We start from the raw sequence: 15,040 nt of genomic DNA, 5'->3' as shown, positions 1-15,040 counted from the left end.
AAGGGAGTGCCCGACATGAACAACCCAAGGAAAGGCTCGCTCAGCCTGTTGGCCGGCGCCCTGTTGCTGGCCTCGACTGGCGCCTTCGCCACGGTCGAACCGGCGGCCCCTCAGCCAGGCAAGCCGGTCACCATCGCCAAGGAACTGCAACAGGCCAAGACCTACACCGTCAGCAGCGCCCCGACCGAGGCGCTGGAACTGGCCAAGCCGAAACTGCCCGACCTCTCCGGCTTCACCGCCGAGGCCGCTGCCGCGAAAATCGTGCGCAGCAAACCGGGCAAGATCAGCGTGCGCCGGATGATGCAGGAAGACGCCCTGAAGGACTTCATCGGCGGCGACAACAAGATGGCCGAATGGGTGGTGCGTCAGCACGGCATCCCGCAGGCGATCTTCGTCGACGACGGCTACATGAACCTGAAGGACCTGGCGCAGAAACTGCCCAAGCAGTACTTCAGTGAAACCTCGCCGGGCGTGTATCTGGCGAAATTGCCCATCGTGGTGGGCCGCAAAGGCATTCTCGACATCGACGGCCAGACCCAGGAACTGCGCCTGTCGCAAGAGGCCGGTTCGTTTCTGGTCAACGACGGTCAGTTGTTTGTGCGTGACACCAAAGTCACTGGCTGGCGCGAGAAGGACAACGGCCCGGCGACCTTCCGTTCGCCGAAGGAATTCCGCCCGTTTCTGCTGGCCTGGGGCGGCACCGAGACTTACATCGTCAACAGCAAGATGGCCAGCTTCGGCTACGCCAACAGTAAGTCGTACGGGGTGAGTATTTCCCAGTACACGCCGAACATGGCCAAGGTGCTCAAGCGTCCCGAGCCGACCGGCTGGATCGTCGGTTCCGAGTTCTCGGACATGTGGTACGGCTTCTACTGCTACGAGACCCGCGACTTTGTGGTCAAGGGCAACACCTACAAGGACAACATCGTCTACGGCATCGACCCCCACGACCGTTCCCACGGCCTGATCATTGCCGAGAACACCGTCCATGGGACGAAGAAGAAGCACGGGATCATCATTTCCCGTGAGGTGAACGACAGCTTCATCTTCAACAACAAGAGTTTCGACAACCACCTCTCGGGACTGGTGATCGACCGTAACAGCGTGAACAACATCGTCGCCTACAACGAGATCTACAAGAACCACACCGACGGCATCACGCTTTACGAGTCCGCCGACAACCTGCTGTGGGGCAACAAGGTCATCAGCAACAAGCGCCACGGCATCCGCATTCGTAACAGCGTGAACATCCGCCTTTACGAAAACATCGCCATGGCCAACGGCCTGACCGGTGTCTACGGCCACATCAAGGACCTGACCGATACCGACCGCGACATCAAGCTCGACCCGTTCGACGCCCAGGTTTCGCTGATCGTGGTCGGCGGAGAACTGGCGGCCAACGGCAGCGGCCCGATGGCCATCGACTCGCCGCTGAGCGTCGAGTTGTACCGCGTGTCGATGCTGGCGCCGACCAAATCCAGCGGCATCAGCTTCAACGGCGTCCTGGGTGACCGTCAGGATGAAATTCTCGACCTGCTGGTGCGCCAGCAGAAAGCCGTGCTGATCGACCCTGTCGAACGCCAGACCGAAATGCGGGACTGAGGATAATTTTATGCACCCACACCTGATCAAATTACTCAGCCTGTCGGCCCTGACCGTAGGCATTCTGGCGGCCAGCAACGGCGTGCGCGCGGATGAAGTCCAGCCGCCGAAGTTCACGGCCGAACCCTGCTGCAGCCTGTGCCCCGCCGCCCATGACGCGAAGAACTACACCACGCGCTATCAGCAGAACTTCACCACACTGGTGCAGGCCCAGGGCGATTGGTTGTTCCGGACCCAGGAAGACCTGCGCACCGAGTTCAACACCACCCCGGCCGGCTACAAACGCCTGCAACAGCTGCACGATGCGTTCAAGGCCAAAGGCGTCGAACTGGTGATCGTCTACCAGCCGACCCGTGGCCTGGTGAACCGCAACAAGCTCAATCCGGCAGAAAAAGCCGCGTTCGATTACGAGAAGGCGCTGGGCAACTACAAGACCATGCTCGGCCGTTTCGCCCAAATGGGTTACGTGGTGCCGGACCTGTCGCCGCTGACCAACGAATCGCTGCCGGACACCCTGCCCGCACACGATTTCTACTTCCGCGGTGACCAGCACTGGACGCCGTACGGTGCGCAGCGCACGGCAAAAATCGTCGCCGAGAAGGTCAAGCAGATCCCGGCCTTCGCCGACATTCCCAAGCGTGAGTTCGAGACCAAACGCTCCGGGCGCATGGGCAAGACCGGCACCCTGCACAACATGGCCGGGCAACTGTGCGGCACCAGTTACGCGATCCAGTACATGGATCAGTTCACCACCGAGCCGAAAGGTGAAGCCGGTGACGGCGATCTGTTCGGCGATTCCGGCAACCCGCAGATCACCCTCGTAGGGACCTCCCACAGCGGCAAGAACTACAACTTCGCAGGCTTCCTCGAAGAAGCCATCGGCGCCGACATCCTCAACGTTGCCTTCCCCGGCGGCGGTCTGGAAGGTTCGATGCTGCAGTACCTGGGCAGCGACGAATTCCAGAAGACGCCGCCGAAAATCCTTATCTGGGAATTCTCGCCGCTGTATCGCCTCGACCAGGAAACCATCTACCGCCAGATGATGGCGCTGCTGGATAACGGTTGCGAAGGCAAGGAAACCCAAATGTCCGCCAGCACCACGCTCAAGCCCGGCGGCAAACAGGAACTGCTGGTCAACAGCAAGAACCTGAACCTGCAGAACAGCGGCCATCAGGTCGACATCCGCTTCGCCGACACCTCGGTGAAAAAACTGCAAGCCACCCTCTGGTACATGAACGGTCGCCACGAGGACATCAAGATCGAGAAACCGGAAACCTCCGACACCGACGGTCGTTTCGCCTTTGAGTTGCGCACGGACGAAGACTGGGCCTCGCAGAACCTGCTGGCCGTCGAAGTCCAGGGCCCGGATGCGGGCACCGCGCCACAGAAAGTCGAAGCGAAAATCTGCAAACGCAACGTATTCCCGGGTGCTGGGCAACAAACCGCTCAGGTCGGGCAATGAGGTCTGCCATGCGAAACCGAACGATCAAACACCTGCTTGCGCCTTCCCTGCTGACACTGGCGATGTTCGCCGGGGCCACTCAGGCCGCCGCGCCATTGCGTCCGCCTCAGGGCTACTTCGCCGCTGTGGATAAATTCAAGACCGGCGACAAGAGCGAAGGCTGCGACGCGATGCCGGCGCCCTACACCGGCCCGCTGCAATTTCGCAGCAAATACGAAGGCTCGGACAAGGCTCGCGCGACGCTGAACGTGCAATCGGAAAAAGCCTTCCGCGACACCACCAAAGACATCACCACGCTGGAGCGCGGCACCGCCAAACGGGTGATGCAGTTCATGCGCGACGGTCGTCCGGAACAGCTCGATTGCACGCTCAACTGGTTGACGGCGTGGGCCAAGGCCGACGCGTTGATGTCCAAGGACTTCAACCACACCGGCAAGTCGATGCGCAAATGGGCGCTGGGCAGCATGGCCTCTTCGTACATTCGCCTGAAGTTTTCGGACTCGCATCCACTGGCGCAGCACCAGCAGGAAGCGCAGGTGATCGAAGCCTGGTTCAGCAAAATGGCCGATCAGGTGGTCAGCGACTGGGACAACCTGCCGCTGGAAAAAACCAACAACCATTCGTACTGGGCGGCGTGGTCAGTGATGGCGACGTCCATCGCCACCAACCGCCGCGACCTGTTCGATTGGGCGGTCAAGGAATACAAGGTCGGCGTCAACCAGATCGATGCCGACGGTTACCTGCCCAACGAACTCAAGCGCCAGCAACGCGCCCTCGCCTACCACAACTACGCCCTGCCGCCGCTGGCGATGATCGCCAGTTTTGCCCAGGTCAACGGTGTCGATCTGCGTCAGGAAAACAACGGCGCGCTGAAGCGTCTGGGTGACCGGGTGCTGGCCGGGGTGAAAGACCCGGATCAGTTCGAGAAGAAGAACGGCAAAGAGCAGGACATGACCGATCTGAAAGAGGACATGAAATTCGCCTGGCTCGAACCGTTCTGCACCCTCTACACCTGTTCGCCGGATGTGCTGGAGAAGAAGCACGGGATGCAGCCGTTCAAGACCTTCCGACTGGGTGGCGACCTGACCAAGGTCTACGACCCGTCCCATGAAAAGGGCAACAAGGGATCGTGAAAAGCGAAAGGCAAAAGCCCCTCACCCTAGCCCTCCCGAAACGTCGGACCGCCCGGAGGGAGAGGGGACTGACCGAGGTGCTTTTGAGAGATCCGCCGACCTGAGCTACCGAGTGGTTCTCAGGTTTTGAAAGCGATCGAAACAAGGGGCCATTGGCTGCAATAGGAAAGACCGAGCCGATCTCAATTTTGGCAACAACTGAGATCAGGCTCCCTCTCCCTCCGGGAGAGGGCGGGGGTGAGGGCTGCGGTCGCAAGGCCACCCACACCCTCGAAGAAACACCGTTTCACCCCTCCAACACCACGGGGGGGTTGGGGGGGCTTTGGCCCTTGACTGTTGGTTCAAACATGGAGAGATCGGGATGGTATTTTCATCCAACGTGTTCCTGTTTCTGTTCTTGCCGATCTTTCTCGGCTTGTACTACCTGAGCGGGCAACGCTATCGCAACCTGCTGCTGTTGATCGCCAGCTACGTGTTCTATGCGTGGTGGCGGGTGGACTTCCTGGCGCTGTTCGCCGGCGTCACCCTGTGGAACTACTGGATCGGCCTGAAAGTCGGTGCCGCCGGCGTGCGCAGCAAACCGGCCCAGCGCTGGCTGTTGCTCGGCGTGGCGGTGGACCTGTGCATCCTCGGCTACTTCAAGTACGCCAACTTCGGCGTGGACAGCATCAACGCGATCATGACCTCGTTCGGTCTCGAGCCGTTCATCCTGACCCATGTGCTGCTGCCGATCGGTATCTCGTTCTACATCTTCGAGTCGATCAGCTACATCATCGACGTCTATCGCGGCGACACCCCGGCCACCCGCAACCTGATCGACTTCGCGGCGTTCGTGGCGATCTTCCCGCACCTGATCGCAGGTCCCGTGCTGCGCTTTCGTGACCTGGCCGACCAGTTCAACAACCGCACCCACACCCTCGACAAATTCTCCGAGGGCTGCACGCGGTTCATGCAGGGTTTCATCAAAAAGGTCTTCATCGCCGACACCCTGGCCGTGGTAGCCGACCATTGCTTCGCCCTGCAAAACCCGACCACGGGCGATGCCTGGCTCGGTGCGCTGGCGTACACCGCGCAGCTGTATTTCGACTTCTCCGGTTACAGCGACATGGCCATCGGCCTGGGCCTGATGATGGGTTTCCGCTTCATGGAAAACTTCAAGCAGCCGTACATCAGCCAGTCGATCACCGAGTTCTGGCGCCGCTGGCACATCAGCCTGTCGACCTGGCTGCGTGACTACCTCTACATCACCCTCGGCGGCAACCGCAAAGGCACGCTGATGACCTATCGCAACCTGTTCCTGACCATGCTGCTCGGTGGTCTGTGGCACGGCGCGAACATCACCTACATCGTCTGGGGTGCCTGGCACGGCATGTGGCTGGCGATCGAAAAAATGCTCGGCCTCAACACCGCGCCGCGCAGCCTCAACCCGATCCGCTGGGCGCTGACATTCCTGTTGGTCGTCATGGGCTGGGTGATCTTCCGCGCCGAGAACCTGCACGTCGCCGGCCGCATGTATGGCGCGATGTTCAGTTTCGGCGACTGGTCGCTCTCGGAACTCAACCGCGCCAGCCTGACCGGTCTGCAAGTGGCGACCCTGGTGGTGGCTTACGTGACCCTGGCGTTCTTCGGTCTGCGTGATCTGTACACCAACCAGCCACCGGTGAAGACCAAACCTGCGGTCAACGTCGAAAGCGACGGCCCTGCCGGTGCGCAACCAGGCCTGATCAAGGCAGCGCCTGGCGAAAACCCGGCAAGCATCCACGAGCCTGGCTACACCGTCGGCGTCGAAGCCCAGGTGCAACCGGCGTACTGGACGGCGGACTGGTCGCGCTACGTGATGCGCGGGCTGATCCTGCTGCTGTTCATCGCCTCGATTTTCAAACTCTCGGCGCAAAGCTTCTCGCCGTTCCTTTACTTCCAGTTCTGAGGGATCTGACATGACCCGCTCATTACGCATCTTCTATGTCGCACTGTTTCTGGTGACCCTGCTGGTGCTCGGTCTGTGGTCGGTGCGCAGCTTCTTCGGCTTCAGTACCAACGCCGACGCGACGGTGCTCAACGGCCGCTGGACCAAAGCCGTGGAAACCCACTACGACGATGAATTCCCGATCAAGCGACTGGGCACCAACCTCTGGGCCGCGCTGGATTTCAAACTGTTCAACGAAGGTCGTCCGGGCGTGGTGCTCGGTCGCGATCAGTGGTTGTACAGCGATGAGGAATTCAACCCGATCGTCAACGAAGAGCTGAACCTGCAAGGCAACTACGCGCTGGTCGAAGGCGTGCGCCAGACCCTGAAAGAGAAAGGCGTGAAACTGGTGATGGCGATCGTGCCGGCCAAGGTTCGCCTGTACCCGGAACACCTGGGTGAAGTGAAACCGGCGAGCATCCACGCCAACCTCTATCAGGACTTCCACGCCCGTGTCGCGGCGGACAAGATCCTCGCCCCCGACCTGCTCGGCCCGCTGCAAACGGCCAAGCAGAACGGTCAGCAAGTGTTCCTGCGCACCGACACCCACTGGACCCCGGAAGGCGCGGAAATCGCCGCCAACACCCTGGCCAAAACCATCGCCGACAAGTTCCCGCTCAGCGGCGAGCCGCAGCGTTTCGTCACCACGCCGGCGGAGAAGGTCACGCACAAGGGCGACCTGCGTCTGTTCCTGCCGCTGGATCCGCTGTTCGAAAACCTGATGCCGGCCAAAGAGCCGCTGCAAAAGCGCAATACCGTGGCCGCCACCGAGCAGCCTGCCGGTGACGACGCGCTGTTCGCCAACAGCGAAGTGCCGGTCGCGCTGATCGGCACCAGCTACAGCGCCAACCCCAACTGGAACTTCGTCGGTGCGCTCAAGCAAGCGCTGCACAGCGACGTCGTCAACTACGCAGAAGACGGCCACGGCCCGATCCTGCCGATGCTCAGCTACCTGAAAAGCGATGACTTCAAGAACAGCCCGCCACAGGTGCTGATCTGGGAGTTTCCTGAACGATATCTGCCTGTGAACAACGAAATCGGCGACGCCGACCCGCAGTGGGTCGCAGAGCTTAAACAAGCCGGCGCGCGCCAACAAAACGTAGCTGTAAACACTAAATCCGAGACGCCCGATCGGGCGCAAAACTGAAAGAGAGGTCCACCATGACTTTCACTACAACTCCTCGTCGTCTCGCCAAACGCTTCGCTCTGGTCGCGGGTCTGAGCGTGCTGTCGGTCCAGGCTTTCGCCGGTGGCGACGCTGCGCTGTACGGCCCGACTGCACCGAAAGGCTCGACCTTCGTACGGGTCTACAACGCCAGCAACGCTGAAGTCAGCGCCACTGTCGGCAGCACCAACCTGAGCGACGTTGCGCCACTGGCCAGCAGCGACTTCAGCTTCATGCCGGGTGGTGACTACAGCGCCAAGGTCGGCAGCCAGACCCTGCCGGTCAAACTCGCCGGTGACCACTACTACACCCTGGTCAACAACGCCTCCGGCGCGCCGCAACTGATCGAAGAACCGCCGTTCAAGAACAAGCAGAAATCCCTGGTGCGCGTGCAGAACCTCAGCGACAAGCCGCTGACCCTGAAGACCGCCGACGGCAAGACCGACGTGGTGCCGAACGTGGCCGCCAAGGGCCGTGGCGAGCGTGAAATCAACCCGGTGAAAGTCAGCCTGGCGCTGTACGAGGGCGACAAGAAAGTCGGCGATGTGAAGCCGGTCGCCCTGGAGCGCGGTGAAGCTGCGGTGCTGTACGTCACCGGCAACGGCAGCAACCTGTCGCCAGTCTGGGTGAAACGCCCGGTGTCGACTCGCTAACAAATTTTCCTGAACTGACGCAGTTCCCCCTGTGGGAGCGGGCTTGCTCGCGAAAGCGGTCTGACATTCAACATTGATGTCACTGAAACACCGCCTTCGGGAGCAAGCCCCCTCCCACAAAAGCCCAAACAAATCGATTTTATGGAGTAAACAATATGATTCCGGTGATCTTGTCAGGTGGTAGCGGTTCACGTCTTTGGCCGCTTTCGCGCAAGCAGTTTCCCAAGCAGTTCCTCGCCCTGACCGGCGAACACACGCTGTTCCAGCAAACCCTCGAGCGTCTGGTGTTCGAAGGCATGGACACCCCGATCGTGGTCTGCAACAAGGATCACCGCTTCATCGTCAACGAGCAGTTGGCCAGCCGCAATCTGGAATGCCAGCGCATCCTGATGGAACCGTTCGGCCGCAACACCGCGCCGGCCGTGGCGCTGACCGCGATGATGCTGGTCAATGAAGGTCGCGACGAACTGATGCTGGTACTGCCGGCCGACCACGTCCTCGAAGACCAGAAAGCCCTGCAACGCGCCCTCGCCCTGGCCACCGTCGCCGCTGAAAATGGCGAGATGGTGCTGTTCGGCGTGCCGGCCACCAAACCGGAAACCGGTTACGGCTACATCAAGTCCACCGGTGATTCGCTGCTGCCCGAAGGCGTGAGCCGCGTCTCGCACTTCGTGGAAAAACCCGACGTCAAACGCGCTACCGAGTTCGTCGAGTCCGGCGGTTACTACTGGAACAGCGGCATGTTCCTGTTCCGCGCCAGCCGCTTCCTCGAAGAACTGAAAAAGCACGATCCGGACATCTACGACACCTGCCTGCTGACCCTCGAGCGCAGCCAGCAGGATGCCGACACCGTCACACTGGACGAAGCCACCTTCGCCTGCTGCCCGGACAACTCCATCGACTACTCCGTGATGGAAAAAACCCAGCGCGCCTGCGTGGTGCCGCTGACCGCCGGCTGGAGCGATGTCGGTTGCTGGTCGTCGCTGTGGGAAGTCAACGAGAAGGACGCCAATGGCAACGTCAGCAAGGGCGATGTGGTGATCCAGGACAGCAAGAACTGCATGATCCACGGCAACGGCAAACTGGTGTCAGTGATCGGCCTGGAGAACATCGTGGTGGTCGAAACCAAGGACGCCATGATGATTGCCCACAAGGACAAGGTTCAGGGCGTCAAGCAGATGGTCAACACGCTCAACGAGCAGGGCCGCAGCGAAACCCAGAACCACTGCGAAGTCTACCGTCCGTGGGGCTCCTACGACTCGGTGGACATGGGCGGGCGCTTCCAGGTCAAGCACATCTCGGTCAAGCCGGGCGCATGCCTGTCGCTGCAGATGCACCACCACCGCGCCGAACACTGGATCGTGGTCAGCGGCACTGCCGAAGTGACCTGCGACGAGAACGTGTTCCTGCTCACTGAAAACCAGTCGACCTACATCCCGATCGCCTCGGTGCATCGCCTGCGCAACCCGGGCAAGATCCCGCTGGAAATCATCGAAGTGCAGTCGGGCTCGTATCTGGGCGAAGACGATATCGAGCGCTTCGAAGACATCTACGGTCGCTCCACTCCGATCGAACGCGGCGTGTCGGTGAAAACCATCGCGCAGTAAGCGTTGCGCAAAACAAGAAGCCCCCGTCCAGCCCGCTGCGTCCCCTATCCGCAGCGGGTTGGGCGGGGGCTTTTTTTCAGCCCGTCTTGCGCCTGTCACTCGGAATGACTGCCCGGCTCATGGTTTTCCTGATACGTGTCTGTGGATAAACCGAAACCGATGCATTGGTTTTCTTGAAAAAGCCGGTGCTGCCAGGGCTGTAACGCTCGATTCCGCTGGAGCCTTGAATGGTCTGATAATGGATGTTCCATTGCTGCTGTTTGCGGTCGTACTTCATGAAAGCGAAACCGGTCGTGAGGTTTTCCTGACGGCCCTGATCATCCGGTGCATAACCGTAATCCTGATATTCCATGGCGGCGGCCTGCCCCATTCCGTGGCCTTCGGAGAGATCGTTGTATTGGGCATTTTCCTTTCCGCCTTCCACATGCCGGACACGAAGCACGTTGTCGTTGAGTTGATCCACCGTCAGTGAGCAACCGCTGAAACCGGGGGTAAATACATAGTCCGGCTGAGTGCCTGTCGGATGCAGCGGAATATCGACATAACCACCCTGAGGCGCCCAATAACCGGATACCGCGTTGTTCTGGTCAGGGATCTCGCCATTGGGAATATCGACGATCCGCAAAGCATTGAATTCCCCACTGCCAGCACCGGAATAAGTCATGCGATCCACACTGAAAATAAACTCTGCGCCACCGTTACGGCGGCTCAACTGCGAGACGGTTTCGTTCGAGTAACGTCCGGGAGCGGGGTCCAGCAGTTGGGTACTGACTTCAATCCTGCCCAGCTCACCAACCTCCAGCGCCTTTCGGATGTTGCCAGAGCTGCCTGTAGCGGGCACTCCGCGCCGAGGTGCGCCGCTTTTCACCTCCAGAGCCCCGGCCATCATTCGATCAGCCCCCGTCGCGATAACAGGTTGCCACAATCCGTTGGCCAGCCTTCTACGCGTGACCGCCCCCTCGTCATCGGTGAAGGTGAGCGGATTGTTGCGAACCATTCGGTAGAGGTTGGCACCGTCGCCATGACCGGCAGGGTCCGCACTGGACCAGCGTTGCAGCCATGGGATGTAGTAACGCAGACCAAAGTAGTCGAACCCGGAGGCATCGCGCTCCTTGCCCGAGTAACGAACGAATTTGCAGCTGAATTCGCCGTCCCGCCATGCGCTGGTACCGAAAGGGTGAAACCTTTCGCGGTTGATCATCGCACCGTCAGCGGCGGTTTCCAGACAGACCGAACCCAGATGATCGACATGTTGGTATCGATACCGATTGTTGATTCCCGAAGGTGGCGGGCTTTCCCAATGCTGTACTTGAGCGTTGTCGGCAATGATGACCTGCAACCGTTCGCCGGTGCCGTTGTCGGTGCGCAATTCCAGTCCAGGTAAATAGCGCACATCGGAAACCAGGGTGCGGGCGTTGGTTCGTAATGAGCGGATTTTGCGTACTCGTTGACTGCCAGACGCGTAGAGATAGACCTCTTGGTCGTTGAGCCGGGAGGCACGCTCCACCGGACTGACCGATTGCAGTTGGTTGCGCAGGTTCCAGTTCAGTATCCGCCCCGGTTCCAGCTGCAACAGGTTGCCTCTGCGGTCGTATGCGGCTTCGATTTGAGCGTCGTCGGGAGGTGCGTCGTCATAAGGCAGAGCGCGGTTGCTGTAACTCGCCGGTTGCAGTTTGCGCCCATGACTTTGTGCGCCTGCATGAGTCAGCCTGCGCAGGTTGCCGGAGGGATCATAATCGTAAGTCTGCTGATAGTTACTGACAGCCGCCGGATCGACGCGCCCCATCGAATGTGGGCCCTGACTGGCACTCCCGGCTTCCCAGCCGGACGCCATGATCAACTGATAAAGACTGTCATAGACAAAGCGGCTGACCGGCTCGATGCGCTGGTTGGCGAAGTAACGGATCGGCAGCGCCTTGTCTTCGATACTCAGGACATTGCCAGTCCTGTCGTATCCATAATGCAAGTGTTGCAGCACTCCACCGTGAGTGTCTTCGTCCCGACGGACCATCAGGCGACCGTCTTCGGGCCGATATACGCGGGTGGTCTGCACACCGTTGCCAGCGGTTTCCTGCTCGATACTGCCATAAGCGTTGTAGTGAATATCGCTGATCAGGATCTGTTCAGGCTCACCCTTCAACTGCAAGCGACGCTCGCGCAAGCGGCCATCGACGGTCAGCGCGAATGTATGTCGGTTGTCTCGGGCGTCCGTCTGCTCCAGTACATCGCCGAGCGCACCATGGCGCCACCGCGATGTCGCACCGGCGCCGGGTTCCAGCAGCCGCAGACGATCCGCTTCCAGCTCCGGCCAGTCGGGTGTCAGCGGATCCAGAGTGAAATGGCGGGTGTCTTCGGTGCACTGACCGCTGATTGCAAACCCGTTGAACAGTACGCTGCCCGCCGGATGGTCATGACGAATCAGCTGACCGTACTGGTTTCGCGACTGATCCCCACTGCCGGGACGACCGTAGGTCATGCGCTCGACACAACGCCGAGGCTCGCTTGCCCCTTGTTCGAACATAGCGACCGGTCGCAGCAGGTCATCGTGTTCGATCTGGCGGCGAGTCTGGCGGCTGTCCCAACTGAACACCGTTTGCGCGGCGAGTCCCTTGAGCTCGATTTGCGTGCCGGCATCGACGCTGTCCGAACGAATCGCCGTGGCGTCCAGAGCAAACAGCTGCGCCAGGTTGGCCGGTGTCAGCGGGTCGCCGGTCTGTGACAGCCAAAGCCGCGGATCCCACTGCTTCACCGCACGCCCCGCGAGGTCATGAAGGACGCGGTTGATCCGTGGCTCGACCGGGCCGCCCTCGATGACCCGACAATAGTCGACCGTGCGGACCGTCAGACCGCGCGGGTCGACTGCAGACATCCTCGGCGTATTGATGTGCAAACTCATGGAGCGCGCTCCCCGCGCGACCGGCATGTCTTTCTGCCTCGGGCATCTGAGCAAGCTCAGCGCTCGTTCGGCCACTGTCAGAAATTACAGTTCCGACCAACGGCACCTTCGCTCAATCCGTGAATGTCCATTCCCGCGCCCCTTCGGTAGGATGGTCATCACGAGTTCAAGGAGCGTTCGAACATGTTCATCGGCGTCTTGCTGGTCATCACCTGGCTGATCCTGCTGTTGCGCTACCCGGCCAAGGCCTTGCCGGTGTCGATGGCTGCCGCTGTGGGCCTCGGGCTGGTGGCGATGTGGGTGGTGTGGCTGGACAACCGCGAGGTCAAGCAACTGGCGCGCCTTGAACTGCGCATCGTCTATGCCCCCGAACAATGCCCTGCCGACCGGCCGCTGCTGCTCAAGATGAACAACGGCAACGACGTGCCGCTGACTGAACTGCGCTGGCGCATCGCAGCGTACGCGCCGGGCGACACCGTGAACCTGGCCGACAATCAGTACGCCGCCCCACGCTATCGCGGCCCAGGCGAATTGCAGGCCGGCGGCAATTGGGAAGACTGTTTGCCGCTGCCACCGCTGCGACCCGGTTATCGCCCTCAAACCCTGGAGTTTCGCGCCGAGCGATTGCAGGGTAGTTTCTCCGACTGATCCCCTCCCCCCACACTTTTGCACAAGGAATGCGCCATGCCCGTTGCGTTGATTACCGGTTGTTCCAGCGGCATCGGCCGCGCGCTCGCCGATGCCTTCAAAAGCGCCGGGTACGAGGTCTGGGCCAGTGCACGCAAGGCTGAAGATGTCGCGGCGCTCAGCGCAGCCGGGTTCACGGCGGTGCAGCTCGACGTCAATGACAACGCAGCGCTGGAACAACTCGCCGAGCGGATCAACCAGCAACACGGCGGCCTCGACGTGCTGATCAACAATGCCGGTTACGGCGCCATGGGCCCGCTGCTCGACGGCGGTGTTGCGGCCATGCAGCGCCAGTTCGAAACCAACGTGTTTTCGATTGTCGGCGTGACCCGCGCGCTGTTCCCGGTGCTGCGCCGGGCCAAGGGCCTGGTGGTGAATGTCGGCAGTGTTTCCGGGGTGCTGGTCACGCCATTTGCCGGCGCCTATTGCGCGTCGAAAGCGGCGGTGCATGCGCTGAGTGATGCGTTGCGCATGGAGCTGGCGCCGTTCGGCATTCGCGTGATGGAAGTGCAGCCGGGGGCGATTCAATCGAGCTTCGCCAAGAATGCCGGGCATGAGGCCGAACAACTGATCAACGAACAATCGCCGTGGTTTCCGTTACGCGAAGGCATTCGGGCGCGGGCCAAGGCCTCGCAGGACAAACCGACCCCGGCCAGCGACTTCGCCGCCGAGTTGCTCAAGGCTGTGCAGCAGAGCAAGCCACCGCGACTGATCCGCATCGGCAATGGCAGCCGGGCATTGCCGTTGCTGGCGACTTTGCTGCCGAAAGGGTTGCTGGAATTAACGTTGATGAAGCGCTTCGGCTTACGCGCAAAGCTCTGAGACCGAGTTGACGCTTTCGCGAGCAAGCCCGCTCCCACAGGGGAATGCATTCCAAATGTGGGAGCGGGCTTGCTCGCGAAGAGGCCAGGCCAGCCAACACTCAGCCCCAGCCCTTCATGAAATCAATGAACGCCCGCACCTTCAGCGGCAGGTGCCGGGTGTCCGGGTACAGTGCGTAAACGCCTTGCTGGGCGAAGCGGTAATCCGGCAACAAGCGCTGTAATCGCCCGGCGTCGAGGTCTTCCTGAATCAGCCATTGCGGCAAAATCGCCACGCCTTGCCCGGTCAGTGCAAAGGCGCGCAGGGTCGCCGAGTTGTCGGCGACGATGGCGGTGGTTCCCGGTTTTGGCTGATAGATATGCTCGGTGCCGGCCGGGTCGCTGACCGTCATTTCCGGCACTCGCCCATGCCCCAGCGTCGGCATCGACTCCAGCACCGCCAGCGTATCGACCGGCACAAATCGCTCGACCAGCCCCGACGCCGCCACGGCAAATACCTCGAACGTCGACAACTGCACTGCCCGCAGATTGGAGTCGTGCATGCGGCCCAGGCGGATCGCCATGTCAAAGCGTTCGGAGATCAGATCGGCATGGGTCGAAGATGTGGACAAGTGAATGTTCAGTTGCGGCTGCTGCTGACGAAACACTTCCAGCGCCGGCACCACCTGAGCCAGCGCGAACTCCACGGTCGTGGTGATGCGCAGGGTGCCCTTGAGCTGCGAGTGCTCTGAACGTGCTTCCTCGATCGCAAGCCGCGCTTCGTCCAGCGTGCGCAGGCAGCGCCGATAAAAACGTTCGCCGGCATCGGTCAGGGCCAGTTGCCGGGTGTTGCGGGTGAGCAAGGTGACGCCCAACTCTTCTTCCAAGCGCTTGAGGTTGAAGCTCACCACCGCCCGCGTTTGCCCCAACGTGTCGGCAGCGGCGGTCAGCGAGCCGGCCTCGACCACGGCTTTGAAGGTATCGAATCGATCCAGGCTGACCATGTTCACAGCGCTCCCTGTCAAAATAATTTTGACAAACTAGCAGCCAAACCAGCGTATTTCTATTG

At 60.8% G+C, this 15,040-nt stretch carries 11 protein-coding genes; 9 read left to right on the top strand and 2 right to left on the bottom strand.

Annotated features, from left to right (window positions below):
• The first annotated feature begins 15 nt into the window (after window positions 1-15).
• From algG to NE357_RS04845, 7 genes are all read left to right on the top strand, one after another.
• Complete coding sequence (algG, locus tag NE357_RS04875) at window positions 16-1,602, top strand: mannuronan 5-epimerase AlgG (protein ID WP_169428954.1); 1,587 nt, start codon at window positions 16-18, stop codon at window positions 1,600-1,602.
• Between the two features lie 10 nt (window positions 1,603-1,612).
• Window positions 1,613-3,064, top strand: a complete 1,452-nt coding sequence (locus NE357_RS04870) for an alginate O-acetyltransferase (protein ID WP_169428953.1) — start codon at window positions 1,613-1,615, stop codon at window positions 3,062-3,064.
• Between the two features lie 8 nt (window positions 3,065-3,072).
• Window positions 3,073-4,197: a mannuronate-specific alginate lyase gene (locus NE357_RS04865; RefSeq protein ID WP_169428952.1), complete on the top strand. Its 1,125-nt coding sequence runs from the start codon at window positions 3,073-3,075 to the stop codon at window positions 4,195-4,197.
• 361 nt (window positions 4,198-4,558) lie between these two features.
• On the top strand, window positions 4,559-6,124 hold the full coding sequence (locus NE357_RS04860; protein ID WP_169428951.1) for an MBOAT family O-acyltransferase: 1,566 nt from the start codon (window positions 4,559-4,561) through the stop codon (window positions 6,122-6,124).
• A gap of 10 nt (window positions 6,125-6,134) precedes the next feature.
• Complete coding sequence (locus tag NE357_RS04855; RefSeq protein ID WP_169428950.1) at window positions 6,135-7,310, top strand: alginate O-acetyltransferase; 1,176 nt, start codon at window positions 6,135-6,137, stop codon at window positions 7,308-7,310.
• A 14-nt stretch (window positions 7,311-7,324) separates the two neighbouring features.
• Window positions 7,325-7,981 carry an alginate O-acetyltransferase AlgF gene (locus tag NE357_RS04850; RefSeq protein ID WP_085608134.1) on the top strand — a complete coding sequence of 219 codons (657 nt, stop codon included), beginning with the start codon at window positions 7,325-7,327 and terminating at the stop codon, window positions 7,979-7,981.
• Between the two features lie 155 nt (window positions 7,982-8,136).
• Window positions 8,137-9,588: a mannose-1-phosphate guanylyltransferase/mannose-6-phosphate isomerase gene (locus NE357_RS04845; RefSeq protein ID WP_169428949.1), complete on the top strand. Its 1,452-nt coding sequence runs from the start codon at window positions 8,137-8,139 to the stop codon at window positions 9,586-9,588.
• Between the two features lie 76 nt (window positions 9,589-9,664).
• On the opposite strand, the gene NE357_RS04840 is transcribed toward NE357_RS04845, so the two are convergent.
• Entirely contained in the window at window positions 9,665-12,484 is a 2,820-nt protein-coding gene (locus NE357_RS04840) for an RHS repeat domain-containing protein (protein ID WP_249314376.1), read from the bottom strand.
• 183 nt (window positions 12,485-12,667) lie between these two features.
• Between NE357_RS04840 and NE357_RS04835 the strand changes: the two genes are divergently transcribed.
• Window positions 12,668-13,132: a multidrug transporter gene (locus NE357_RS04835; protein ID WP_169428948.1), complete on the top strand. Its 465-nt coding sequence runs from the start codon at window positions 12,668-12,670 to the stop codon at window positions 13,130-13,132.
• A 36-nt stretch (window positions 13,133-13,168) separates the two neighbouring features.
• Complete coding sequence (locus NE357_RS04830; RefSeq protein WP_169428947.1) at window positions 13,169-13,993, top strand: SDR family oxidoreductase; 825 nt, start codon at window positions 13,169-13,171, stop codon at window positions 13,991-13,993.
• A gap of 100 nt (window positions 13,994-14,093) precedes the next feature.
• On the opposite strand, the gene NE357_RS04825 is transcribed toward NE357_RS04830, so the two are convergent.
• Window positions 14,094-14,975 (bottom strand): LysR family transcriptional regulator, encoded by an 882-nt coding sequence (locus tag NE357_RS04825; RefSeq protein ID WP_169428946.1) that lies wholly within the window; start codon window positions 14,973-14,975, stop codon window positions 14,094-14,096.
• Window positions 14,976-15,040: the final 65 nt, after the last annotated feature.

It is taken from the genome of Pseudomonas sp. G7(2022), from assembly GCF_052660475.1.
Note: the sequence above shows the minus strand (reverse complement) of the source record. Positions and strands in the feature narration are given on the sequence as shown.

Excerpts from the sequence above, each read along its gene's own strand:
- NE357_RS04840 (WP_249314376.1), bottom strand. The coding sequence starts at position 12,484 with ATGAGTTTGCACATCAATACGCCGAGGATGTCTGCAGTCGACCCGCGC.
- NE357_RS04860 (WP_169428951.1), top strand. The coding sequence starts at position 4,559 with ATGGTATTTTCATCCAACGTGTTCCTGTTTCTGTTCTTGCCGATCTTT.
- NE357_RS04870 (WP_169428953.1), top strand. The coding sequence starts at position 1,613 with ATGCACCCACACCTGATCAAATTACTCAGCCTGTCGGCCCTGACCGTA.
- NE357_RS04865 (WP_169428952.1), top strand. The coding sequence starts at position 3,073 with ATGCGAAACCGAACGATCAAACACCTGCTTGCGCCTTCCCTGCTGACA.
- NE357_RS04845 (WP_169428949.1), top strand. The coding sequence starts at position 8,137 with ATGATTCCGGTGATCTTGTCAGGTGGTAGCGGTTCACGTCTTTGGCCG.
- NE357_RS04830 (WP_169428947.1), top strand. The coding sequence starts at position 13,169 with ATGCCCGTTGCGTTGATTACCGGTTGTTCCAGCGGCATCGGCCGCGCG.
- NE357_RS04855 (WP_169428950.1), top strand. The coding sequence starts at position 6,135 with ATGACCCGCTCATTACGCATCTTCTATGTCGCACTGTTTCTGGTGACC.
- NE357_RS04825 (WP_169428946.1), bottom strand. The coding sequence starts at position 14,975 with ATGGTCAGCCTGGATCGATTCGATACCTTCAAAGCCGTGGTCGAGGCC.
- NE357_RS04835 (WP_169428948.1), top strand. The coding sequence starts at position 12,668 with ATGTTCATCGGCGTCTTGCTGGTCATCACCTGGCTGATCCTGCTGTTG.
- NE357_RS04850 (WP_085608134.1), top strand. The coding sequence starts at position 7,325 with ATGACTTTCACTACAACTCCTCGTCGTCTCGCCAAACGCTTCGCTCTG.
- algG (WP_169428954.1), top strand. The coding sequence starts at position 16 with ATGAACAACCCAAGGAAAGGCTCGCTCAGCCTGTTGGCCGGCGCCCTG.